Here is a 22,683-nt window from a genome sequence, read left to right as displayed (position 1 = left end):
GTTAATTTTATATTATATTAATCCTGAGAATCAAAGGATATCTGAGTCTCAAGTTACCTAACAATCATGGCAATACGCGTTTAAGTAACATTATTTTACTCAACTAGCGGACTGATTTTAATCACATCATTATAGAATTGTCCAAGTCTTTTCACCTGCCAAGATTTTATTCAATGGAGTCTTCCCTTTCTTTTCCCGAACTGACTCAATTTGTTGTGTCATGTTATCTTCATATACCGGGCGTTCGTCTGCGTATATCACGCCAAATGGCCTGGGGAAATGTACCTCATCAAACATTGTATCAAAGAAGCGTGAAATCAGAAAGGCTTTCGTCTTGTCTTTTTCATCATGAATCCATAGATCATTGACAGAGACTTTATCTTCATTAAGATTTACAATAACAGGCGTTAATCCATCCAGTTTAATTCCTTTATCATCATTTTTGCCAAAGACCAAAGGTCTATTATGCTCCAAGAAGATGGCCTCTTCCTTCTTGGTCTCTTTATCTGAGAAAGCGAAGAAAGCTCCATCATTGAATACAGGACAATTCTGATAAACTTCAACAAAAGAAGTTCCCTTATGTTGATGAGCCCTTTTTAAGATGGCTTGCATATGCTTGGGATCACGATCCAACGTACGGGCAACAAAAGAAGCCTTTGCACCTAAGGCTAACTCAGTAGGATTAAAAGGCTCTTCCAAAGAACCATATGGAGAGGTTTTAGTGATTTTCCCCTTTTCTGAAGTTGGTGAATACTGTCCTTTTGTAAGACTATAAATCTGGTTATTGAACATCAGGTAATTGATGTCAAAGTTCTTTCTCATCAGGTGTATAAAATGGTTTCCACCTATGGATAAGGAATCACCATCACCTGAAATGACCCAAACACTCAGGTCAGGATTAGCGGTTTTCACACCGGATGCAATAGCCGCTGCACGGCCATGAATACTATGCATTCCATAAGTATCCATATAATAGGTGAACCTGGAAGAACAACCAATACCAGAAATGAATACAAACTGCTCCTTAGGTACACCCAAATCAGGAAATACAGTCTGTACCTGTTTTAATATTGAATAATCACCGCAACCCGGACACCATTTTACGTCCATGTTTGATGAAAAATCTTTTGGACTTAATTTGCCGCTATTATCTATAGTAATTGTTTCCATGGCTTCTCAGGCTTTAAGAATTTCAATGATTTTTTCTTTAATTTCCAAAGTAGTGAAAGGCTGACCCTGGACTTTGGAATACCCTATTGCAGGCACCAGGTATTTAGCCCTGATCAATTGAATCAATTGTCCACTATTCATCTCAGGAATCAGAACACGTCCATAACCATGCAACAACTCTCCCAAATTTTTAGGAAAAGGATTGATATACCGTAAATGCACATGTGCTACATCATAACCTTCAGAGAGCAAGTCGCGGACGACGGTTTTAATAGCACCATAAGTAGACCCCCAGCCGAGTACCAATAGTTTTGCATTTTCATTCCCGCTATCCGGCTTCGCAAGCGGAATATAATCCTGAATACGTTTTACCTTTTTAGCCCTCAGTCTTACCATATTCTCATGGTTGGCCGGATCATAAGAAACATTGCCTGTAACATCCTGTTTTTCCAAGCCACCAATGCGATGTTCCAGACCTTGCGTACCAGGTATAATCCATGGGCGAATAAAGTCTTCATCCCTCTTATAAGGCTGTAATTCATTATTATCGCCATTTGGCTTATCAAGAAAGCTCACATTTATCTTAGATAATTCATCTTCAGTTGGGAAACGCCAAGGTTCGGATCCATTGGCGATATAGCCATCACTCAAAAAGACAACTGGAGTCATATGCTCCAAAGCAATGCGACTAGCTTCGAAGATTGTTTCGAAGCAATCAGACGGAGATGATGCCGCTATCACAGGCAGAGGAGCTTCACCGTGCCGGCCATGCATTGCCATCAATAGATCTGCCTGTTCTGTCTTTGTTGGCAACCCGGTTGAAGGCCCACCCCGTTGCACATCAACAACAACCAGTGGAATCTCCAACATTGTTGCCAAACCAAGTGCTTCTGTTTTGAGTGACATGCCCGGACCAGAGGTTGTAGTAACAGCAAGATTCCCCACATAAGAGGCACCTATAGCCGAACAAATGCCAGCAATCTCGTCTTCTGCCTGGAAGGTTTTCACTCCATTTGCCTTGTATTTTGAAAGTTCCTGTAAAATATCCGTTGCCGGAGTGATGGGATATGAGCCTATAAATAATGGAAGACCAGCCATTTCTGCTGCAGCAATTAAGCCTATGGCAGTAGCATGATTACCAGTAATATTACGGTATGTGCCAGATGGTAGTTTTGCAGGAGCAATTACAAAACGAGTAGTGAATATTTCGGTATTCTCCCCGAGGTTCCAGCCAGCAGTAAGAGCTTTTATATTTGCATCCGCTATTTCAGGTTTCTTTGCAAACTTTTCCTTTATGAAATTGATGGTATAATTGAGAGGCTTTTCAAACATCCAGAAAAGCAATCCCAGTACAAACATGTTCTTTGAGCGGTCAATCTCTTTAGTACTCAAGCCTGTTGATGACAGGCATTCTTTTGTATGTTTTGTAACATCAACCTTAAAAACAGTGTAGTTTGCCAAGGAACCATCCTCTAATGGATTTGCATCTTTAGGATAATTAGCAAGTGTAAGGTTCTTAGCATCAAAACCCTGGGTATTAGCAATAATGATCCCACCTCTCTTAAGCTTTGGCAAATCGACTTTCAGAGCTGCTGCATTCATAGCAACAAGAACATCATACTGATCGCCGGGGGTATAAATTTCTGTACTCCCAAAATGAACCTGGAAACCTGAAACACCAGCAATAGTTCCAATAGGAGCTCGTATTTCAGATGGGTAATCCGGAAATGTACTTAAATCGTTTCCAAACAGAGCAGCAGTATCTGAAAACTGCATCCCAGTTAATTGCATTCCATCACCGGAGTCGCCGGAGAAACGTACCACTATTTTATCTACTTCTTTAACTTGTGTAGACCTTTCTAAATTCTCTTGTATTGTATTCATATGGCAGCATATAGTTTAAGTACCAATTAAACCTTTACAAATCATAAGCTCCCAATAAAACATTACCAGAGTATGCCAACGGTCAAATTCAATATGGCAATACTATAGCTCCCTCATGCGACAAACCCTGGTAATGCTCTACATGGCCATTGGCACGCAATTTTCAGGCGTGCAACGCTTCTTTCCGAGCGATCAACGCATCAATAACTTCCTGATGTTCCGGATCAAGTACACAGCAATCCACCGGGCAAACACTTGAACATTGGGGTTCTTCATGAAATCCCTGACACTCAGTACATTTGTTTGGGACGATGTAATAAGTGTCGGAAGAAAGTGGAGTTAGACGCGCGCTTGCATCAACAACAGAGCCGTCTAACAACACATAGCTACCGGTAACGGTAGTGCCATCTGCTACGGACCATTCAATACCACCTTCATAAATTGCATGATTGGGGCATTCTGGTTCACATGCACCGCAATTGATACATTCCTCTGTGATTTTGAGAGCCATAAGGTTACGATTTATAAATGTTTTATTAATTAAAAACGAGGTCAAGTTAGGGGATGTACTCATCCTTTTTTCATGATTAAAATCATAATGCAAACATCTTTTGATCAGATTTTTAAGCCGATCTATTCAGGAATTAATTAGTATAAGCATGTCTGTTATTCTCTTTTCATCATTAGGAAGTTGTTGTTTTAATGTTGGCAGGAGATTAGAGGTATGGAATGTTATACCGATCTGGGATGTCTTTTTTGGTGGATTTGGGACACCAGGAGGAAAAGGAGTCAATATCTGGAAATGAAGTGAGGAGGGATGAGTTTGGAGTTTGGAGTTGTGGGGATCAGGAGGGTTCAAAATCTGTTTCGTGCTTCAGGTATGCTGTAAGTGTGCTTCAGGTATGAAAGGTCATTGGAATGGTCAATGGTCATTGGTGAATGACGAGTGGCTCGAATCTGCCAGAGGTGGACAAGTTTGAATGACCAAGGGGAGAAAGGTAAAATGAGGGGGTTCAAAACTTGGAAGGTGGGGGTTGGTTGTGTATCTTTAGGACCAGCTCCATTGACTCCGTTCAGAGCTTTTTAGGGCGTTCTGCCTGTAGGTTGTTTTCCCCTTATTTAGGAGCATTTGCTCCATTCAGATCGAAGCATAGTCGAAAGATGGTCGAAGGATAGTCGAAGGATGATCGAAGGATGGTTGAAGTAGCCTAGGCTTAGGTATGCTTAAAGTATACCTAAAGTACGCCTATGGTACGGCTTAAGTATGGAGTAGGTAGGGAGTAATTATGGGGCAAGTAGAGGGAAGGGTGGGATGCTGTTGGAATACTTTAGCACTACTTTAAGTATACTGAATCTATACTGATGGTATACTGAAGCAACGAAGGATGGGAGGAAATGATGAACAATAAAAAATTACACGAGCATCTTTTGGTCTGTTTGGATTGTATGTAAATCATGCATCATGTTTTTAAGTTGCGGATATATTTGGCTATAAATTTTAAAGAAAGTCGAATATTTTTCATGCTCTTCAGGTTGGGGCTCACAGGTATATGACGCTTCCTGATGGGGAAGGTCTTCAAATGTTTCTACATAGCCTAATGCTTTTAAGGCAAGGTAAACAGCGCCAATTGCGGAAGCATCTTCTGTTTGCATCAGTTGAAGGCTTTTACCGGTAACATTTGCCAACATCTGAATAAAAAATTTAGATTTAAACAAACCGCCACTAACATGTATTTTATTGATTTGCCCTGCAGATTGCTCTATTTTTTGTAATACATCATTCAGAGCAAAACAAACACCTTCGACTACTGCTCTTAAGAAGTGTGTGTTATCGTGAGCTATGGTGACGCCTAAGAAAACACCTTTTGCCTTACTGTCCCAAATGGGGGCTCTCTCTCCCATCAGATACGGTAAAAAAAGCAGTCCCTTGCTTCCGGCCTCTATTGATTCAATCTGACGCAACAGTTCGTCATAATCGTCTTTTAAACTTTTCTGCAACAGGTTTTCCGTACACCATTTTACAGCAATACCACCATTATTTATTGAACCTCCACTAATAAATACGCCTTCATCGAGCAAGTAATTAAACAACATTGATTGGAAGTTGATTACTGGCTTATCTGAAGCAATCCGGACAGCGCCGCTTGTTCCAATAGTAATAGATGCTAAGGATTTTGACATCACAGAACTACCCAAATTGGCCAGGCACCCATCGCTGGCGCCAATAATAAAAGGTGTGGACGCTTCTACATGCAAGGCATGGGCAACGGCTTCAGGCAAATCATAGCGCACCAGACCGGGTGACACGGGAACAGAAAGTTGTGCGGGGGTAATTCCGGCCAGTTTCAATGCTTCATCGTGCCATTTCAATTGCCTAGTATGCAACAAACCTGTAGCGGAGGCAGTTGAATAATCTACCTGGAACTGTTGAAACAATTTAAACCATATATATTCTTTTATTGAAATAAACTTTAAGGCCCTGGAAAATATTTCCGGTTTATTTTCTTTCCACCAGATGATTTTGCAAAGGGGAGACATAGCATGGATGGGCGTTCCGGTGGCTTCATATAAACTTTCAGCTTCTGCTGAAGCTTGAATACGTTCTGCTATTTCGTAACTCCTACTATCGGCCCATGTGAGCATATTAGCCAACGGACGGCCATTTTCATCCACAGGAATGACGCTATGCATTACAGCACTTAAACTAATAGCAGTTGGATTTTCTTTCAGCTGGTTAACAGCCAGACCAATACTTTTCACAAAAGCTTTGAAGATTTCGTCAGGTCTTTGTTCGCTATAGCCGGTTTGTGCCTGGAGGGTATCGTAATAAATTTGAGTGGAGAAAAGGGTTTTACCTTTTAAATCCAAAGCTACCGCTTTGGTGCTTCCGGTGCCAATATCAACACCCAAAAAGTAAGTAGGCATAATCAAATAGGTTAAGGGACACAACGTTCAATGTTGCCTATTAAAAATAGAATAAATTATTTGAATGACGAATAAGGCTGATTGATTGGTCAATCAACCTTATTTATTATGGAGCTTCATTCGAATACTGTATGATTTCTATGTTGCTTAATCCTTATGCTGCACATAATAGTCCTTCATAATTTCGAAGGCTTCCTGCTTCAATTGTTCTGCCGTTTTGTTTTCAGGAGAAATAGGCGCCAGGAAATGCATTTCTACAGGTTGAGGCCAAAAGAAAAACTTTTTATTGTTTGGAAACACTTTGCTGGTATTGAAGATAACAGCTGGTATTATTGATTTGCCGGTGTCAACAGATAACCTGAAAGCTCCATCCTGAAAGCGGGCCAACGGCTGGGAGGTCTTGTTGCGGGTACCTTCGGGATAGATGCACATGTGCAAACCCATAGACAGCACCTGTTTCATTTTTGCGTAGCTCTTTTTGCGGCTTTGTTCGTTTTTGCGGTCGACTAAGACACTACCAGCCTTGTAGATGACGCCAAAAAAAGGAATCTTGGCCATTTCGATTTTGGCTATGGTTTTATTGGGACCGGGTATGGCCGGACTGGATAGAGGTACATCCATGAAGTTGTTGTGATTACAAATAACGATATAGTTTTCGCCTTTTTTAAAGTTTTCCTTCCCCTTAATTCTTCTTTTGACACCAGTAAAGAAAAAAAATGTGGCTAACCAAACGTTAAAGATTTTGAATGAATAGATTGTACGTTTAGGCTCCGGTTGGAAAGAAATGAGCCAAATTGGTATAATGATTACCAAGAGTGAAACACTAAAGTACAGGATTGTCCATAGGGCAAATATGCGGCCCAGTATATTTTTCAACAGATTCATGATGCAAAGAAAAGGATGGAGCGTGAATTTGGGATTAGGAATTTCGGATTTGGGACCAAGTTTAGCATAATGAACCGGATTTAATTGATGGGGTTAATGGAGGGGGAAAGTGTAGAACAGGAAATACCAAGTGCTGCTAAATAGGTTGAACTGGCAAGGCTTTCCGGATGGAGAATCCATCAGACTTACCAGTTCTATCAGGTATTTTACTATGACAGGGCTGTTACGGGGTTAGGTATCGAAATCATTTATAAAGCCCAATCGATGGGGTCGATTCCGTGTTTCATAAGGTAATTATTGGTTTTGGAAAAATGGTGGCAACCGAAGAATCCATTTTTAGCAGATAAGGGGGAAGGGTGGGCTGCTTTCAGGATCAGGTGCTTTTTTGCATCTATGAGCTCAGCCTTTTCCTGAGCAAATCGCCCCCATAGTAAAAAAACTACGTGTTCTTTGAGATCGGAAACTTTTTCTATGACTGTATCAGTCAGTTTTTCCCAGCCGATCTTAGAATGGCTCATAGGTTCCTGTGCACGAACAGTCAGAGATGCATTTAAAAGTAAGACACCCTGTTTCGCCCATTTTTCGAGATTACCGTGGGTTGGGATGGGAACTCCAACGTCTTCGTGCAATTCTTTGAAAATATTGATCAAAGATGGTGGTGGTTGAACGCCGTTCTGCACAGAAAAGCTTAGTCCATGAGCCTGGTTAACACCGTGGTAAGGGTCTTGCCCCAGAATCACCACTTTTACTTCGTCGAAAGGCGTTTTTTCAAAAGCATTAAAAATGAGAGGCCCTGGAGGGTAAATAGTTTTGCCTTGTTTCTTTTCTGTTTTGAGATGATCAGTAATCTGTAAAAAATATGGCTTCTTAAATTCATCTTTCAGGATATCTTTCCATGAGGCCTCTATTTTAACGTCCATCTTTTTTCGATGAAGGTAAAAACAAAAGAAATTGAAATTACTTATGAGGGATTATTTTGAGGGGAAAAGAGACAATATTATAAGAAAAAGAAGAGGAAATCTGATCTGAAGAGGGAAAGTGTAATCCGCTTGAAAGAAGATTAAGAGATTGCAAATGATCATGTTGTTTATTGAATGGCAAGGTTAATAGTGACGTTTAGTGGAATATAATTGGGTGGTGATATGTGGTAAGTAATGAATTGTAAATGGTGCATGATCGTTACCATATTTAGATCGTGGCTTTACAACATTGACTCAGGCAGATTGGCGTTCGGGCGGTGTAATTTTTTGGTATACAGGAGCAGCTACTTTTTTAACTGCGGGCTTTGCCATTTGAGCCGGTTTGGGTGCCTGAACTTCGACCTTGATCGATAATTGGCTTTGATAAAGTTTATTGATTGAAAATAATAACTGTGCGATTGTCGCAAGAAATATCTTTAAATCTAAAAGAAAATTAGCTTTTTTGATATAAAACATATCGAGTTTGAACCGGTGGGTTACATCAAAGTAAGTGTTCACCTTTCCTCGATACCCTTTTATTTGCGCCATACCAGTTATACCAGGTTTCATCGTATGCCTGAGGTTGTAATCCGGAATAACCTGTAAAAAACTCAAGCAATCATTTATCATATGTGGTCTTGGTCCAACAATACTCATATCGCCATTCAGCACGTTTATAAATTGGGGTAATTCATCCAAGTAAGAATACCTTAAGAATTTACCAAAGCGAGTAATGCGCGGATCGTTTGCACCAGCCTGCTCAACATTAGCCATAGCATTTTCGACCATTGATCTTAATTTAATGCAATAAAAAGGTTTTCCGTATGCTCCTATTCTTTTCTGGCAAAAGAACACAGGACCTTTTGAATCTAATTTGATGAGTATGGCTAATATAGGCAATAGCCAAGATAAAAGAAATATTGTTACCAAGAGGGAAACAACAATATCGAAGAGGCGTTTGGAAATTAAAAATAATACAGATGATCCATTCATTTTCGCATGGTTTTTCAGGCACGGCGCCTTATTTCAAACTATTGCTATTCAATCATAATCTTTCTGCCGGGATCGGTTATCATATAAGGGTAACGGAGGAATTAATAGTGACACTACTGCTGACAACGTGCTTTAATAAAACGTTGCATTCTTATCCTCAGTTTAATGGAAATATTATTAACTCATGTATCAGGCTCACTCAGATATATAGCTGCTATTAACAGCAATATATTTTAATCAAGCCTTGTCAAGGCAGTTCATTGTCTGCAGAGTTTATTACAAAAACAAAGCCAGTTATGGAGGTATTACTTTCTCTTATAAAAAGAAAGCTGATCTTTTTGGTTCAAGAAACTAAGAAATCAGAAAGAAGGGTTAAAGAATCAACCACTAAAAATTATTGTTTTATAAAAGGCATCAATGAGCCAGGAGACAAACAGACATACTGCCTTTAACATAGTGTTCATAAAAAAGTATTAAATATTCTGAGATCAAACTGATCGCAAATACTTCATTGAATAAGCATTATTCATGCCTGTTGGTTTAGGTAGATGCAAATAATAAGTAATGACAAGCATTATGCAGAAAGAACACCGATGTTAAGAATCTTTATTTTTTTTCAATTCATATAACTTGGCATACTTCAAAAAGTGGCTTAATGTACTTAGTATAGCCCACGCAAGTCCATGAAAACCATTCAGAAAGTTGCGATGCAAAATGTAATATTTGAAGAAGTTGAAAGGAATAGCCAGCGTCACAATTAACCTGCTCTTATACTTATTTTTTTGGAGTAGTTTGGTAGCACCCAGAGAAGAATACTCGTTTATTTTATTCAGATGCTGAGCATAACTAAAATAGCTATAATGAAATATATGTTTGGAAAGTTTACCCAACTTTCCTTTTAATATCATTTTCTCGTGAACTATGGAACCATCCCAACCGCCTTTATTCCTGTTGAAAAGTCTAATAATAAGATCGTTTGCTTCTTTGCCATAGCGGAATGGTTTATTTACATATACAAGTGTTCGAGGGATCTCAAAGCCTGCAAAGATCATTTCATTTTTACTCAGTTCAGTATTGATTTCCTCTATTAGTGGTCCAGATAAGACCTCATCCGCATCCAGGCATAGAATCCAATCATTTTTCGCATTAGATACTCCATACTTTTTTTGTTCGCCATAGCCATTGAAAGTCCGGGTGAAAATTTTACATCCAAACTGTTTACAGATCTCAACTGTCTTATCGGTACTTCCACTATCAATGATAATGATTTCATCGCACCACCAAAGTTGAGATAAAGTTTTATTCAGGATGTGCTCTTCGTTATAAGTAATAATGACTGCGCTCACTTTTGGTGAACCAGTACTTACTTGTTGCACGGGTGCAGTATGGATTACCTTTTCCAGCATTTGTGGTTACATACGAGTTAGGGGTTCAATATTACAAAACATCTATTTTTTAATGAGTTTTTTCGGTAGTTATTTCAAATAACATTAAAATATTTTCATAATGGTTACTTGTAGTCATGCAAATCCCGGAATGTTTCAGAGCTTAAAAAAAATTCTTTTTAATTGAATATCAATTAGTTAAATTATTATATAATTTACAACAGGTAGGCTACCTAATCAGTTATTCAAGAAGGTTACTAACGGAAGCAACGTTTGAACTATTTAAACAGTCATTGCAGGACAAAAGTCAAAGTATTTCTGAAAACCCAAAATAGCCATATGTATCATGTAAAATAATTTAAACAGATTGGTACTTTTGTTATTGAACAGATTCACCTTTATACCATTATCTTAATGCAAGAAGATATTAAAGACCCAAAGACGCCCAAAGAAACTGAAATAGATTTAGGAGTGTTTTTTAGCCTGATTGAAAAAACATTTAGAAAGATTGGCAATCTTCTGTCCCTTTTTTTTATTTCCCTATTTCAATTTTTTATTGGCATTTTATTGTTCCTCAGGAGAAAAATTCTCTGGTTGGCTATTGGAGCACTCATCGGACTTGGTTTTGGACTTCAGCGTTATATTTCAAAAGGCCCTACCTATTATTCAGAAATGCTGGTAAAGACTAACTTTCAAAGTACAAGACCATTATATAACCTAATCGATTATTTCAATTCGCTTATAGATCAAAAACGGTATATAGAACTGTCCAAGAATTTTGGAATACAAGAAGGAGAAGCCCAGCGCTTGATTAGTTTTGAAATTTCACCAGTAGATGATTATATGGAAACTGCCCGTTTGTATAGAAATACCTTTCTTGATCATAGCCGGACGGGAACCGTGAATAGGGATACACTTTGGAGCAACACCGTAAACTTCAGAGAATTTAAGAATAATTTGAAGCCATATGACTATCCTTCACAAAAAATAAGATTATATAGTACCAATTCCAGTCTATATCCTAAAGTTCAAGAAGGTTTAGTCCATTTAGTGAATAGTAATGAGATTCTAAATTTTTATAAACAAGGTATTAATGGATTAAACTCTGATGAGGTAAACATTCTTCAGCGATCATTAACTGGGTTAGATTCATTAAGGCAGGCATATATTAGTAAACTTAACAGACCGGGAACTTCGGGCAGTAATGGCAACAATATCATCATTTCAGATACAAGTATGTCCAGTCCGGAAATTGCAATGGTTGACAAAGAGTTATTGTTAAAAGATGAATTACTTCAGGCCAAAAGAAAAGCTATAGAAGAACAAGATATTTTACAGGTTTACTCTGGTTTTTCTCCTACAGGCATTAAAGTTACAGATATCACCAGGCAATCATATATAAGATACGCATTATGGGGTCTTTTAGCAGCTTTGGCATTAGTGTTATTTATAGAATTTTATAAATTCCTAAATCATCAGGAGAGAAGGAATACAAGGAAAACAACTGTATAACAATAAAAAACTTGAATAAACTTAATCATACATATTCCACTTGAAACTAATCAAAAATATAGCATCACTTTCCCTGCTTCAAATTGCAAATTATATTCTTCCATTTATCATTTTACCTTATTTAACTAAAGTACTTGGACCTAATAATTTTGGTAAAATCAACTTTGTATTAGCTGTCATTAATTATTTTCTGTTATTTACAGATTATGGATTTAACATGTCTGCAACCCAGCAAGTTGCCATTCACAAAGAGGATCAGAAAACATTAAATAAAATCTTTTGGACAACAAACTTTTCTAAAGCGGCGTTGGCATTCATTAGCTTAATCATTTTGATGGTACTGATTTTCATCATCAAAGAGCTAAGAAAGGATGCATTGCTATATATAATTGGTTTTACAGTGGTATTGCAAAGTCTTTTTTCACCAGTCTGGTTTTTTCAAGGAATAGAAAAGACAGAATGGATTATACCGTTATCACTAATTCCAAAATTTTTAGCGTTCCCTCTTATTTTTATTTATGTTAAAGATAGTAACGATTATGTTGCTACACTAGTCATTCAATGCCTTATTACTTTTTTACTAACTGCCATCAGTTGTATCTGGATCTTTGGTAAAAAAAATTTAGTACAATGGTATCAACCTAGTTTTTTTGAAATCAAAAAAGCCTTACATGATGGATGGCATATCTTTTTGTCAACAGCAGCAATAAATTTCTATACGACCAGTAATATCATTATATTAGGTATTTTTACCAATAACCAAGTAGTGGGTTATTTTGTTGCTGCAGACAAACTTATAAAAGGGGTTCAAGCATTGATTTTCACCATTGGTCAAGCCGCCTATCCCCGTATTAATAAATACATAATGGAGTCGAAAGAGAAAGCAGCAACCTTTTTATTATTATGTATCAAGTGGATGGGAGGTGTCGGCATTATCGCTTCAATGCTGTTATTTTTATTAGCCAAGTTTATCGTACATTTTTTATATGGTTCAACGCAATATAATCCATCAGTAGTATTGATTCAAATTATGGCCTTTACTCCTACCATTGTTTCATTAGGATATGTATTTGGTATATTGGGATTATTGTCATTCGGATTTAAAACAACCTACACAAAGATTTATTTAATGTTCGGTTTATTCAGTTTATGTTTGACTATCCCATTGTGCTACTACTTTAACATGTATGGAGTGTCAGTTTCTATTGTTGTCACAGAGTTTACCATCGTGTCAACAATGTTTTACCAGCTTTATAAAAACAAAATTTTATCCTCATCCAAAAACCTTATTTATAATTAAAATATTTATCACCCTACAAGTAACGATATGCCGTTGACTTCAGTAATCATACCAACTTATAACTCTTCAAAGTTTATAAAGGAAACTATCAATGCAATTCTTGTGCAATCTTTACAAGATTTTGAAATCATTGTCGTAGATGATTGTTCAACTGACAACACCATCAGTTTGATTGAATCCTATCAAGATCCACGAATAAGAATCTTTCAAAATCCTAAAAATATGGGAATTCCTTATACCCATAATAAGTTAATAGAGTTAACAACGACCAATTATATTGCTATCCAGGACCATGATGATATTTCCTATCCTTACCGGCTTGAGAGGCAATATCATTTTTTAAAATCTAATCCAGAGCTCATAGCAGTTGCTTCTTATCCTGACTTTATTGATCAAGAAGGTAAGCCTACATTGCAGCCCTTGCTTAGAAAGTTTCTTCGAATATTTAAACTGAATAATACAGACATCCAGGGTAATGAGATATTTCCAAGTTTGTTATTTAAGAACTTTTTTTGTCACTCAACAGTCATGCTTAATAAAGAGAAATTAGGGAGCTTACGATACCAGTCGGGATTTAGTATTTGTGATGACTATGATTTTTTAGCAAGGATATCAGAAAAGATGGGAATTTTTATTGACAAAAAACCTGTTTTAAAATACCGGAAACATCAAATTAACACATCGACTATACGCACTCAGGAATTTGAAAACGATAGTAATGCAATTCAAGGCAGGTACTTAAAATTATTAAATATAGAGGTGGATCAAACCGCATTATATATTCATAATGGTTATTACAACAGCAGAAATTTCACACCTGATATTCAATATTTACAGGAAAGTCTTAGATGGTATAGAAAAATAATTGAAAACAATAAGCAGGCAAAGCTTTATAAGGATAAGGCTTTAAGGAAAGCGATCGAGCTTAACTGGTTTGAACGATGCCTGGCATTAAGCAATGTTGGATTTAGTGTATGGAAGATATACATTAAAAACAGTTATATCAATGGAGGAAAATTCAAGCAAGCTGCTAAATCGCTTATAATTCTCCTCTCACTAATGCTTAGTAAAAGTAAAAAAATACAATGAGCATATGCTCCAATATTTAGGTATCAATATAAAACAGGAAAATCAAAAGTTTTATCCTCTTGCAATTCATTATTTGCTTGCCATTGTAATCTTTATTACACTCGTTTTTGGAAAAGCTTTTACTAAATATGCTATCCTACCCAATATTTACCTGCATGATACGATCATACTGCTGCTTTGTCTTCTAGGGCTTAATAAAGGAAAGATAATGATCAGAAACCCAGAGGTACTCATCATCATTGCTCTTTCTTTTATATACCTGATAATTTCTTTTCTATTTTTTAGAGACAAACCGGAGTTTTATTTTAAAATGGCCATCAGACAATATGGCTTGTTCATATACCTGGCATTTGCATATATTCTTTTTAATACCTTTTATCGCACTAAGTATGATATTGAAAGTCTCCTAAGATTTATCATATGGATAGGTAAAGTTTCATATTTTCTTACATGGGCCAAAATACTGTTTATATTATTTATTCTTCATTCAGACACTCAATTTGAATTTAGATTTTACTCTTATATAGCTGTTCTTGGCGTCATCACCTATAGTTCTTATACCTTACTATACAAAAAAGGCATTAATAAATATTTAATTTACCTTTCCTGCCTTATATTGTCATTACTTACAAAACAAGCCGCTTTTTTTCTTTCGGAAGTCATTATTGGGTTATCTTATTTCTTTTTTAGAATAAAAGTTGCTCATAGAATCACCTTTTTAGTAATAGGTTTAATTTGCATAGGATTATTGTTTTTAGCTCCTGACTTTACCGACGTTAATGTAAAATGGCGGCTCTTATACTGGAGGCATATCCTTGCAAATGCAGCAGATAATTATTATCTATTTGGAAATGGATTTGGAATGCCCTATATGACAGCCGATTATTCTTATTATCTACAAAATAAAATTCAGAGCAACATAATGACACCTGAATTCAATCCATTAGCCAGACACATTAGTCCCCCACATAACTCTTTTTTAACAATCATCTTCCATATTGGATTATTACCATTTTTTTTATTATTGTGGCCAATTAGAAGGATTTTTAATTTATTATTTATAAAACCATTCAGCAATGATAAGGTTCTGTATTTTTTGAGCCTGACTTTAATAGGCAGCATAGTCTGGTGTAGTTTTAATGTTATACTTGAACTTCCTCATTCGGCAGTTTATTTCTGGTTAATCTTTTTTACAACTGCCTTCCATTTGAGGAAAGAGTTCACACCCACTAGATTTATTGTAAAATCAAAAATCCCAAACCAGGATGAAACCACCTAAAAAGAAAATATTATTTCTTGCTCAATTACCACCACCTGTTCATGGGGCTTCGATCATGAACAATCATGTCCTCAATAGTTCACTTATTCGCTCAGAGTTTGATATTATACCATTGCCATTACAGTTTGCTAATTCAATAGCTGATATTAGCAGGATAAGGTTCAAAAAAATTTGGTTAATGGTTATCTTCTGCTTCAGGCTTGTATATACCGTTATTAAATTCAGACCTAATGTGGCATATTTTACGATAGCTCCAGTGGGTGGAGCTTTTTACAGAGATGCATTTTTCAGCTTCATTTTACGTGTTCTAAATGTAAAAAGGCTTTACCATCTTCATGGTAAAGGCATACAACAGGAAATTGCTGATTCTGCAATTAAAAGAATGCTTTATCGCCTTGTATTCCAAAAAAGTAATGTGATAATATTGGCCAGAATCTTGCAGAAAGACATCGAATCCATATATAAAGGAAGGCCCTTCGTATTGCCTTGCGGAGTTCCCGAAGATTCATATTACAACAGTGTAAAAGCTTCAAGAACAGAACCTGTAATTCTTTATTTATCTAACCTTGTACTCCACAAGGGGATTGATATTTTTCTAGAATGTATAAATCTCTTGCATAAAAAGAACTACAAATTCAAAGCTTATATAGTGGGCGCGCCTTTTGATGTGAGTTTAGAACATGTACAGCAGTTTATCCAAAAAAATGAGTTAACAACTATTGCCGAGGTAAGAGGCCCATTGTATGGAGATGAAAAAAAGAAAATATTGATGGAGTCTGATATATTGGTCTTTCCTTCATACTATAAAAATGAAGCTTTCCCTGTTACCATTCTGGAGGCAATGCAAGCAGGGATTCCCATAATTGCAAGTAACAATGGAGGAATTCAAGAAATGATAGACCAAGGACAAACTGGATTTGTAGCGCCTATCAAGGATAGAGAAGCTATTTTAGAAAAAGTGGAATTATTGATCAATGATCCTGAATTAAGGGCATCATTAGGAAGAAAGGCAAAACAAAAGTTTCATCAATTTTATACTATTGAAATTTTCGAACAATCATTGCTCAGGATATTTGAAGAGGTGACATGATCGTAAATTGTGAATGAACAATGGTAACAATGTTTAATAAGATAATTATAGTTTGGTTATAGAGACCTGATTTATCATTAATATCTAATTATTTATGTGTGGCATTGCAGGTTTTATAAATTTTCAGGAAAACGAGATGCTAGCAAATGCTGCATGCACTAAACAGAAGCATCGTGGTCCTGATGCACAAAGCATATGGAAACATAACAATATTGCTTTATCTCATCAACGATTATCCATCATAGATCTTGAAGCGAGATCGAACCAACCATTGATCAAGGATGGTCTAGCTATTATATTCAATGGAGAGATTTATAATTACCAAGAATTAAAGAATGAACTACTCAATACAGTACCTCACTTGAATTTTATAACGACATCAGACACAGAGGTTTTACTGGAATTATATCGTTATAAAAAAGAAAAGTGCCTTGACTTATTACTTGGTATGTTTGCCTTCGCCATATATGAAATTAAAACAGGAAAATTATTTATTGCCAGGGATCATTTTGGAATTAAGCCATTATTTTATACACAAATCAACAACAGCTTTGCTTTTTCATCTGAATTAAAAACATTGACCAATATTCCTGGTTTTGATAAAACTTTAAATACCAGTGCGTTGGTTGGAGCGATCAATTATTTATGGGTGCCGGGTAATGAATCAATGTTTTGCAACTGTTTTAAATTACCTCCTGCTCATTACATGGTTATTGATACTAATGAAGAGACCATAAAGACAGGCATCATACCATATTGGAAACTTGATACCAGGATTCAATATACAAATGAAGAGCAAATAACAGATTTATTGACAAATTGTATTGAAGCCTCTATACGTCGGCACATGGTGGCTGATGTTCCTGTCAGTTCGTTTTTGAGTGGGGGTTTGGACTCTTCGCTTATAAGTGTATTGGCGTCAAAAACTAATCCCCGTATTTCAACCTATACTATAGCCACCAGTGATACAGATAAGCTGGTTGAGCAAATGCCAGAGGATGAAAAATATGCACGGTTGCTCGCTGATCAGTTCCACTTTGATCATAATGAAATATTGTTGAATGCAAACATTGTAAAAGATCTACCAAGTATGGTTCATATACTTGATGAACCAATTGGTGATCCTGCTGCCATCAATACATATCTTATCTGCAAAGCTGCCAGAGAAAAAGGTGTCAAAGTTATCTTATCAGGTATGGGTGCCGATGAAATCTTTTTTGGATATAGGCGTCAAAAGGCAACATTACTTGCTTTATATTATAGAAAAATACCTCCAGTATTAAGGAGGCCAATAAACTGGCTCATTCAAACCGCACCAGTTAAAGCAAAAGGTAAAGGTATCAGATTAATACGCTGGACCAAACGGTTTCTTTCATTTGCTGAGTTGCCTCTGGAAGAAGCGTATATGCGCAGTTATTCTTATTATGACGAAGAGGAAATTCATGCACTTTTTACTCAAAATATACAGCAGTCTTATGCATCTCTAAGACAACACCATGCTCAACTTTTTAATGCTCATTACGGAGAGGATGTAGTTAATAAAATGTGTTATACAGATATTTACATGTTTATGCTCGGCCTGAATCTAACGTATACAGATAGGGCTTCAATGGCTGCATCGGTAGAAGTGCGTGTGCCATTCATTGATAAAGATGTGATCTCTCTGGCCATGAAGATTGACGGAAATCTTAAGTATAAAGGAGGCAAGTCAAAGTATATACTAAAGAAGGTGGCTGAAAAGTATTTACCTCATCAGATCATTTATAGACCCAAAGCTTCCTTCGGTGCTCCTATCCGGTCGTGGATCAGCGGAGAACTTAAAGGAATGGTAAATGAGTTGTTGTCAAAAGAAGCAGTTGAAAAAAGAGGGCTTTTTAATTATTCATTTGTAAAGCGATTGATTGAGAACGACAGAAAAGGGATTGAGGATAATGCTTACCGGATTTACCAGTTATTAACTATTGAATTATGGTGCAGGGAATATTTAGATGTGCTGTAAAACATGCCTGGTAATTATGAGAAATGAAACAAAGGAAAATACAATGATCTAAAGGTCAACCACTTTAAAAATCTCACATTGCATTTTTTTCAAAAATTGCTCCCATTACAGGACCTCTCTTCTGACAAACATATGTTTTAGAAAATGCAGATTTAATTTTTACATTTAACAGCCTGAAAAAAGGTATTCCTGCTAAAAACGACCGAAACCTTCCATTTTCCTTAGGTATATTTATTACCGATCCATCTTTATTAAGAAGAGGAAATTTATTAATGAATTTATTTACTTCGATTAAACATGGCTTTTTTTTGTAAAAATCACTAAAATCTATAAAGCTCACATTCGCACTTATTTTAGTTGCCATGAACTTCATTGAATCTTCAGTAAACCACCACAGGTGAATAGGAGGAAGTTCAGTTGCCCAGGACACATCTTTAGGAAAAACCGTTTTATTAGGCGTTGTTATGATAATCCGCCCTCCCTTCTTAAGCATCAACATAATTGATTCTAAAAACTTTAATGGTTCATTAAGGTGCTCAATAACTTCCGTTAATATTATAACATTATACAGATTCTGATGCTCTGATACATATTCAAAGACATCGGCACATATATAATAATTCCCAAAACTTTTAATTGCCTCGTCTACTGCATTTTTTGAAATATCTATACCTATAACATCATATCCTTCTTTCACTAAGGCATATGTTAAATACCCAAGTCCGCAACCCACTTCCATTATCTTTATTGTTTTGCTATTGTTCATCTCTAAAAGAGAATGTCTGACAGCCCAATACATTTCCTCTTTTTGAGATAAATAATGGAGGGGGTCTTTACTGCTCTTTATCTCGTTCAAATATTGCCAATAACGTTTATATGCAGGTACCTTACTACCATTTTTATATATGTGTTCATAGATTTGACTTGTTTCAACTCTGGGAGTAGAAAATGAAGTATTACAATTTGAGCAATAATAAATATCAAATGTCAATGGTTCCTGATATCCGGGATATCGTTGTTCAACCAACTCTGCAGAACCTGAGCAAAGCAGACAACTACAAGTTTCCTTAACTTCCATTTTTTCATTTTGATAAGACGTCATCATATGAGCTAACCAAATTCTTTTTTAAACTGCAGCCTTATAACTACGTAAGTAATACGATGTTTATTGCATTTATAGCAAAATATATGCTCAAAATACGTATAGTTATTTGCATACTTTAGTAAATTGATATATAATTTATTACTTCTGATTAAATTTCCATAATACTATTATAACACCGAAGATTTTATCACTCAAACTATGAACAGCGAAGAAATATACAAAGACGGAGCTTACCTTAAAAACAACCAAACATGGCACGTGGAAGATTCACCATGGAAAGCGAAGCAAATCCTGAAAATGTTAACCAAAAATAATTTAAAGCCAAGAACTATTTGTGAAGTAGGTTGCGGTGTAGGTGAAATACTAGCTCAATTACATCAGAATATGTCTGGTGAAACTATTTTTTACGGATATGAAATATCACCTCAAGCATTTGAGTTAACGCAAAGCCGGAAATCTGATAAAGTGAATTTCTATTTGAAAGATCTATTAGAAGAAGATATACATTATGATATAGTAATGGCTATTGATGTGATCGAGCATATTGAGGATTATTTCGGCTTTCTAAGAAAGCTTCGTAATAAGGGCACCTTCAAAATTTTTCATATCCCACTGGATCTATCAGTACAAACAGTGTTTAGAAGTACCCCCATTCTAACAGGGAGAAAACATGTTGGGCACATTCATTATTTTACTAAAGAAACGGCCTTAGCTTCGTTGCAAGACATGGGATATGAAATATTAGATCACTTTTATACAGCAGGAATGGTTGAACAACCAGGAAAACCCATTCAATCTAAAATGCTAAGTCCCATCCGAAAACTTATGTACAAACTTAATAAGGATTGGACTGTTAGAATTCTTGGCGGATATTCTTTAATGGTACTTTCAAAATAAAATGAGTAAAGTATCGTTTTTAAAAGCCATTATTATTATAAAAGAAACCAGGAAAATGAAGCAGGTCATTCAAAACTTTAAAACAGGAAAGCTATACGTTGATGAAGTGCCGTTACCGTCTATATCGAAAGGAATGGTATTGGTTGAAAATAAGTTTTCTCTGATCAGCGCTGGTACAGAAAGGAGCACAGTAAAAGTGGCGAAGGCCAGCTTGCTGGGTAAAGCCAAACAACGGCCTGACCTGGTGGCACAAGTGCTTCAAAACATTAAAAAGGAAGGTTTGAAAGCTACTTTCCAAAAGGTTCAGACAAAGCTGGATACCCTTAAAGCATTGGGATATAGTACAGCTGGCCAAGTGGTCGCGTCTATGGACAGCAATCATTATTTCAAGCCAGGAGATCGTGTAGCCTGTGCTGGCCAGGACTATGCCTCTCATGCGGAAATTGTGTCTGTACCTCAGAACTTAGTTGTGAAGATCCCAGACAATGTTTCTTATGAAGAAGCGAGCTTTACAACTATAGGTGCAATTGCCTTACAAGGTGTTCGGCAGGCAGATCCAAAATTGGGCGAAATTGTATGTGTTATTGGATTGGGACTTTTAGGGCAACTTACCTGTCAACTGTTGAAAGCCAATGGCTGTAAAGTAATGGGTATTGATTTTGCTGAAGGTCTTGTTCAACTGGCTAAAGGATCAGGAACAGATGAAGCCATTTTGCGCAATGATCCCGACTTGCGATCCAAGGTCAGTAATTTCACCAACGGCTTTGGATTTGACAACATTATTATCACAGCGGCGGCTGCCTCCAATGATCCAATTGAATTGTCAGCAGAAATAGCACGTAAAAAAGGAAAAGTGATTGTTGTAGGTGCTGTTCAGCTTCATGTACCAAGGGATCCTCATTTTTACAGGAAGGAACTGGATCTCAGGATGTCCTGCTCGTACGGTCCCGGCCGTTACGATGTAACTTATGAAGAAAACGGCAGTGATTATCCCTATGCATATGTTCGGTGGACTGAGCAAAGAAATATGGAAGCTTTCCTGCAACTGATCTCACAGAGAAAGGTCAATATACAACCACTCATTACCCATACTTTCAATATCGAGGATGCAGAAACTGCTTATGAGATTGTTATGGGAGAGAAACAGGAACACCATATTGGAATCCTGCTACATTACCCTGAAAATAAAGAAAAATTTGCAACAAAGTTTGCCATCAAATCGAAACCTGTTCAACAAATCAATATCGGATTTATAGGCGCTGGCAGTTTTGCCCAGAGTTACCTGATTCCTAATATCAAAGGCCATGGCGCTTCATTGGATACGGTGGTTACTTCTAAAGGAATCACTGCAAACAATGTAGCTCAAAAGTTCGGGTTTAATTTTGCTTCGTCCAATAGCGAAGATGTATTGAGCAAGCCGGAAATTAATGCCGTTTTCATTGCAACTCCACATAACTCACACGCACAGTATGTTCTTAAAGCTTTACAAATGGGCAAACATGTTTTTGTGGAAAAGCCTTTGGCTATGACGGAAGAGGAACTAGAAGAGATCAATGAATATTGCTTGCAAAATGGAAGGAACGTAATGGTAGGCTTTAACCGCCGCTTTTCGCCCATTGCAGAAGAATTAAAGAAGGTTTTTCATAATACAGTTGAGCCAGTAGTCATGAATTACAGGGTAAATGCAGGCATCATACCTAAGGAGCATTGGACACAAAACGAACGTATTGGCGGAGGAAGGATTGTAGGAGAAGTATGTCATTTTGTTGATCTTATGCAATTCTTCACGGGAGCATTACCTCAAACAGTATATGCTCAATGTTTGAATACTCATAACGAGCAAATTAAGAATGAGGATAATATTGTTATTACCATTACTTTTTCCGATGGTTCTGTAGGTACTATTGTTTACGTTGCCAATGGTGACAAGTCTTTACCCAAGGAAAGGATGGAGATCTTTGGCGGCGGCAAAGTTGGTATTATCAATGATTTCAGAGGAGGTGAATTATTTTCTGGTAATAAAAGCAAATTATTGAAGCTGGAAGGGAAGGGACATGCACAAGAAGTGCAGCGCTTCTTAGAAGCTGTAAAGCATGGTAAGGACTATCCTATTCCTATAGAATCCATTTATGCTACAACTAAGGCTACATTTAAAATTCTGGATAGTTTGCATACAGGATTGCCGCAGAAGTTATAATCGCAGGAGAAGAA

Annotated in this window: 17 protein-coding genes; 8 read left to right on the top strand and 9 right to left on the bottom strand. The window is 36.7% G+C overall.

Annotated elements, in window-relative coordinates; translation table 11 throughout:
* Positions 1–129: 129 nt before the first annotated feature.
* The 8 genes from OCK74_RS17200 to OCK74_RS17165 all read right to left on the bottom strand — a co-directional run bounded on the left by OCK74_RS17200 (position 130) and on the right by OCK74_RS17165 (position 10,222).
* Positions 130–1,170, bottom strand: coding sequence for a 2-oxoacid:ferredoxin oxidoreductase subunit beta (locus tag OCK74_RS17200; protein ID WP_279298300.1), 1,041 nt, complete (start codon positions 1,168–1,170; stop codon positions 130–132).
* Positions 1,171–1,176: 6 nt separating this feature from the next.
* Positions 1,177–3,054 carry a 2-oxoacid:acceptor oxidoreductase subunit alpha gene (locus tag OCK74_RS17195; protein WP_279298299.1) on the bottom strand — a complete coding sequence of 626 codons (1,878 nt, stop codon included), beginning with the start codon at positions 3,052–3,054 and terminating at the stop codon, positions 1,177–1,179.
* 163 nt (positions 3,055–3,217) lie between these two features.
* Positions 3,218–3,658 (bottom strand): 4Fe-4S dicluster domain-containing protein, encoded by a 441-nt coding sequence (locus tag OCK74_RS17190; protein ID WP_279298298.1) that lies wholly within the window; start codon positions 3,656–3,658, stop codon positions 3,218–3,220.
* Between the two features lie 809 nt (positions 3,659–4,467).
* Positions 4,468–5,979, bottom strand: coding sequence for a gluconokinase (locus OCK74_RS17185; RefSeq protein ID WP_279298297.1), 1,512 nt, complete (start codon positions 5,977–5,979; stop codon positions 4,468–4,470).
* A gap of 147 nt (positions 5,980–6,126) precedes the next feature.
* Positions 6,127–6,864: a lysophospholipid acyltransferase family protein gene (locus tag OCK74_RS17180; RefSeq protein WP_279298296.1), complete on the bottom strand. Its 738-nt coding sequence runs from the start codon at positions 6,862–6,864 to the stop codon at positions 6,127–6,129.
* 248 nt (positions 6,865–7,112) lie between these two features.
* Positions 7,113–7,784, bottom strand: coding sequence for a uracil-DNA glycosylase (ung, locus tag OCK74_RS17175; RefSeq protein ID WP_279298295.1), 672 nt, complete (start codon positions 7,782–7,784; stop codon positions 7,113–7,115).
* Positions 7,785–8,078: 294 nt separating this feature from the next.
* A complete protein-coding gene (locus tag OCK74_RS17170) occupies positions 8,079–8,816 on the bottom strand; it encodes a sugar transferase (RefSeq protein ID WP_279298294.1) in 738 nt (245 codons plus the stop codon).
* Between the two features lie 596 nt (positions 8,817–9,412).
* Complete coding sequence (locus tag OCK74_RS17165; protein ID WP_279298293.1) at positions 9,413–10,222, bottom strand: glycosyltransferase family 2 protein; 810 nt, start codon at positions 10,220–10,222, stop codon at positions 9,413–9,415.
* Positions 10,223–10,615: 393 nt separating this feature from the next.
* Here OCK74_RS17165 and OCK74_RS17160 point away from each other — a divergent pair, with 393 nt between their 5' ends.
* From OCK74_RS17160 to asnB, 6 genes are all read left to right on the top strand, one after another.
* Positions 10,616–11,713 carry a hypothetical protein gene (locus tag OCK74_RS17160; protein WP_279298292.1) on the top strand — a complete coding sequence of 366 codons (1,098 nt, stop codon included), beginning with the start codon at positions 10,616–10,618 and terminating at the stop codon, positions 11,711–11,713.
* Positions 11,714–11,753: 40 nt separating this feature from the next.
* Complete coding sequence (locus tag OCK74_RS17155; protein ID WP_279298291.1) at positions 11,754–13,013, top strand: flippase; 1,260 nt, start codon at positions 11,754–11,756, stop codon at positions 13,011–13,013.
* A 27-nt stretch (positions 13,014–13,040) separates the two neighbouring features.
* Positions 13,041–14,102: a glycosyltransferase family 2 protein gene (locus OCK74_RS17150; RefSeq protein ID WP_279298290.1), complete on the top strand. Its 1,062-nt coding sequence runs from the start codon at positions 13,041–13,043 to the stop codon at positions 14,100–14,102.
* A 4-nt stretch (positions 14,103–14,106) separates the two neighbouring features.
* Positions 14,107–15,381, top strand: a complete 1,275-nt coding sequence (locus OCK74_RS17145; RefSeq protein WP_279298289.1) for a hypothetical protein — start codon at positions 14,107–14,109, stop codon at positions 15,379–15,381.
* The gene (locus tag OCK74_RS17140; protein WP_279298288.1) at positions 15,368–16,471 is read left to right on the top strand and encodes a glycosyltransferase family 4 protein; all 1,104 of its coding nucleotides are present in this window, start codon (positions 15,368–15,370) and stop codon (positions 16,469–16,471) included. Before OCK74_RS17145 ends, OCK74_RS17140 begins: the two co-directional genes overlap by 14 nt.
* Positions 16,472–16,565: 94 nt before the next feature.
* Positions 16,566–18,470: an asparagine synthase (glutamine-hydrolyzing) gene (asnB, locus tag OCK74_RS17135; RefSeq protein ID WP_279298287.1), complete on the top strand. Its 1,905-nt coding sequence runs from the start codon at positions 16,566–16,568 to the stop codon at positions 18,468–18,470.
* 73 nt (positions 18,471–18,543) lie between these two features.
* Here asnB and OCK74_RS17130 read toward each other — a convergent pair whose 3' ends face one another.
* Positions 18,544–19,548, bottom strand: a complete 1,005-nt coding sequence (locus tag OCK74_RS17130) for a class I SAM-dependent methyltransferase (protein ID WP_279298286.1) — start codon at positions 19,546–19,548, stop codon at positions 18,544–18,546.
* 225 nt (positions 19,549–19,773) lie between these two features.
* Between OCK74_RS17130 and OCK74_RS17125 the strand changes: the two genes are divergently transcribed.
* Together OCK74_RS17125 and OCK74_RS17120 are read left to right on the top strand one after the other, a co-directional pair.
* A complete protein-coding gene (locus tag OCK74_RS17125) occupies positions 19,774–20,472 on the top strand; it encodes a class I SAM-dependent methyltransferase (protein ID WP_279298285.1) in 699 nt (232 codons plus the stop codon).
* A gap of 1 nt (position 20,473) precedes the next feature.
* The gene (locus OCK74_RS17120; RefSeq protein ID WP_279298284.1) at positions 20,474–22,669 is read left to right on the top strand and encodes a bi-domain-containing oxidoreductase; all 2,196 of its coding nucleotides are present in this window, start codon (positions 20,474–20,476) and stop codon (positions 22,667–22,669) included.
* Positions 22,670–22,683: the final 14 nt, after the last annotated feature.

The sequence above is a fragment of the Paraflavisolibacter caeni genome, from assembly GCF_025628885.1.
GTDB lineage: Bacteria > Bacteroidota > Bacteroidia > Chitinophagales > Chitinophagaceae > Flavisolibacter > Flavisolibacter caeni.
Note: the sequence above shows the minus strand (reverse complement) of the source record. Positions and strands in the feature narration are given on the sequence as shown.

What these genes read in the sequence shown, in the direction of transcription:
- OCK74_RS17120 (WP_279298284.1), top strand. Translation starts at nt 20,474, where the DNA reads ATGAGTAAAGTATCGTTTTTAAAAGCCATTATTATTATAAAAGAAACC.
- asnB (WP_279298287.1), top strand. Translation starts at nt 16,566, where the DNA reads ATGTGTGGCATTGCAGGTTTTATAAATTTTCAGGAAAACGAGATGCTA.
- OCK74_RS17125 (WP_279298285.1), top strand. Translation starts at nt 19,774, where the DNA reads ATGAACAGCGAAGAAATATACAAAGACGGAGCTTACCTTAAAAACAAC.
- OCK74_RS17200 (WP_279298300.1), bottom strand. Translation starts at nt 1,170, where the DNA reads ATGGAAACAATTACTATAGATAATAGCGGCAAATTAAGTCCAAAAGAT.
- OCK74_RS17140 (WP_279298288.1), top strand. Translation starts at nt 15,368, where the DNA reads ATGAAACCACCTAAAAAGAAAATATTATTTCTTGCTCAATTACCACCA.
- OCK74_RS17160 (WP_279298292.1), top strand. Translation starts at nt 10,616, where the DNA reads ATGCAAGAAGATATTAAAGACCCAAAGACGCCCAAAGAAACTGAAATA.
- OCK74_RS17145 (WP_279298289.1), top strand. Translation starts at nt 14,107, where the DNA reads ATGCTCCAATATTTAGGTATCAATATAAAACAGGAAAATCAAAAGTTT.
- OCK74_RS17150 (WP_279298290.1), top strand. Translation starts at nt 13,041, where the DNA reads ATGCCGTTGACTTCAGTAATCATACCAACTTATAACTCTTCAAAGTTT.
- ung (WP_279298295.1), bottom strand. Translation starts at nt 7,784, where the DNA reads ATGGACGTTAAAATAGAGGCCTCATGGAAAGATATCCTGAAAGATGAA.
- OCK74_RS17165 (WP_279298293.1), bottom strand. Translation starts at nt 10,222, where the DNA reads ATGCTGGAAAAGGTAATCCATACTGCACCCGTGCAACAAGTAAGTACT.
- OCK74_RS17130 (WP_279298286.1), bottom strand. Translation starts at nt 19,548, where the DNA reads ATGGAAGTTAAGGAAACTTGTAGTTGTCTGCTTTGCTCAGGTTCTGCA.
- OCK74_RS17185 (WP_279298297.1), bottom strand. Translation starts at nt 5,979, where the DNA reads ATGCCTACTTACTTTTTGGGTGTTGATATTGGCACCGGAAGCACCAAA.
- OCK74_RS17170 (WP_279298294.1), bottom strand. Translation starts at nt 8,816, where the DNA reads ATGAATGGATCATCTGTATTATTTTTAATTTCCAAACGCCTCTTCGAT.
- OCK74_RS17180 (WP_279298296.1), bottom strand. Translation starts at nt 6,864, where the DNA reads ATGAATCTGTTGAAAAATATACTGGGCCGCATATTTGCCCTATGGACA.
- OCK74_RS17195 (WP_279298299.1), bottom strand. Translation starts at nt 3,054, where the DNA reads ATGAATACAATACAAGAGAATTTAGAAAGGTCTACACAAGTTAAAGAA.